The organism is Aminobacter sp. P4_D5 (assembly GCF_056401815.1).
In genome coordinates this window covers 1-1,179 of record NZ_JBFUIP010000393.1, presented here as the reverse complement: position 1 = coordinate 1,179, position 1,179 = coordinate 1, and the positions used below count along the sequence as shown (strand labels likewise).

Sequence of the window (1,179 nt, the reverse complement as noted above, 5' to 3'; positions counted from 1 at the left end):
GCCTGGCTCTCGCTCCGCATCGGCGCCGCCTCGGCGAGCCTTGCGACTCTTCTGGGCCTGGCGCTGGGCTGGGTGCTGGCGCGGCACGGCCCCTTCGCGGGACGCCCGGTCTTCGGTGCCCTGGCCGGCGCACCCCTGGTCCTGCCCGAGGTCGTGACGGGCCTGTCCCTGCTGCTGCTTTTCGTGGGCTTCCAGGCCTTGACCGGCTGGCCGGCACAGCGCGGCGCCGTGACGGTCTGGCTCGCCCATTCCTCGCTCGGCATGGCCTATGTGGCGGTGCTGGTGCAGGCCCGGCTGGTCGCGCTCGACCCGACGCTGGAGGAGGCCGCCTCCGACCTCGGTGCCTCGCCCTTCGCCGTCTTCCACACCGTCACCCTGCCGTTGATCGCGCCCAGCCTCGCCGCCGGCTGGCTCCTGGCCTTCACCCTCTCGCTCGACGACGTGGTGCTGGCGAGCTTCGTCTCCGGCCCTGGGGCCACCACACTGCCGGTCTACCTTTTTTCCCAGCTCCGCCTCGGCATGACGCCCGAGGCCAATGCGCTGGCGGTCGTCTTCCTGGCCGTCGCCGCCGTGATGAGCGGGTTTGCATGGGTGATCCGACGCCGCGCGGGTTGAACAGCGCGGCGGGCGAGATTACGGTCCGCCGCCGCGAATTTCCCCGCGGATTCCTAGGACGGATCATGAACCTCATCGCCGAACGGCTCGACCGCATCTCTCCCTCCCAGACCATCGCCATCTCCACGAAGGCGCGTGAGCTGAAGGCGGCCGGGAAAGACGTCATCAGCCTTTCGGCCGGCGAGCCCGATTTCGACACGCCCCAGCACATCAAGGATGCCGCCATCGCCGCCATCCAGGCCGGCGACACGCGCTACACGGACGTCGCCGGGACGCCCGAGCTGCGCAAGGCCGCCGCCGGCTACTTCAAGCGCGAGCACGGGCTCGACTACAAGCCGGAGCAGATCATCGTCTCCACCGGCGGCAAGCAGGTGATCTTCAACGCCATGCTGGCCACGCTGGACGATGGCGACGAGGCGATCATCCCCGCCCCCTGCTGGGTCTCCTATCCGGACATCGTGGCGCTGGCGGGCGGCAAGCCGGTCATCGTCGCCGCCGGGCAGAACCAGGGTTTCAAGATGACGCCCGAGCAGCTCGAGGCCGCGATAACGCCCAAGACCAAGT

The 1,179-nt window shown here is 69.7% G+C and carries 2 protein-coding genes; both read left to right on the top strand.

Going from position 1 to position 1,179, the window contains the following annotated elements; genetic code table 11:
• Positions 1-615, top strand: a 615-nt coding sequence (locus AC1DWF_RS32175) for an ABC transporter permease subunit (RefSeq protein WP_476842590.1), incomplete at its 5' end; no start/stop codon positions are given.
• Between the two features lie 65 nt (positions 616-680).
• On the top strand, positions 681-1,179 hold a 499-nt coding region (locus AC1DWF_RS32170), incomplete at its 3' end, for an aminotransferase class I/II-fold pyridoxal phosphate-dependent enzyme (RefSeq protein ID WP_476842589.1).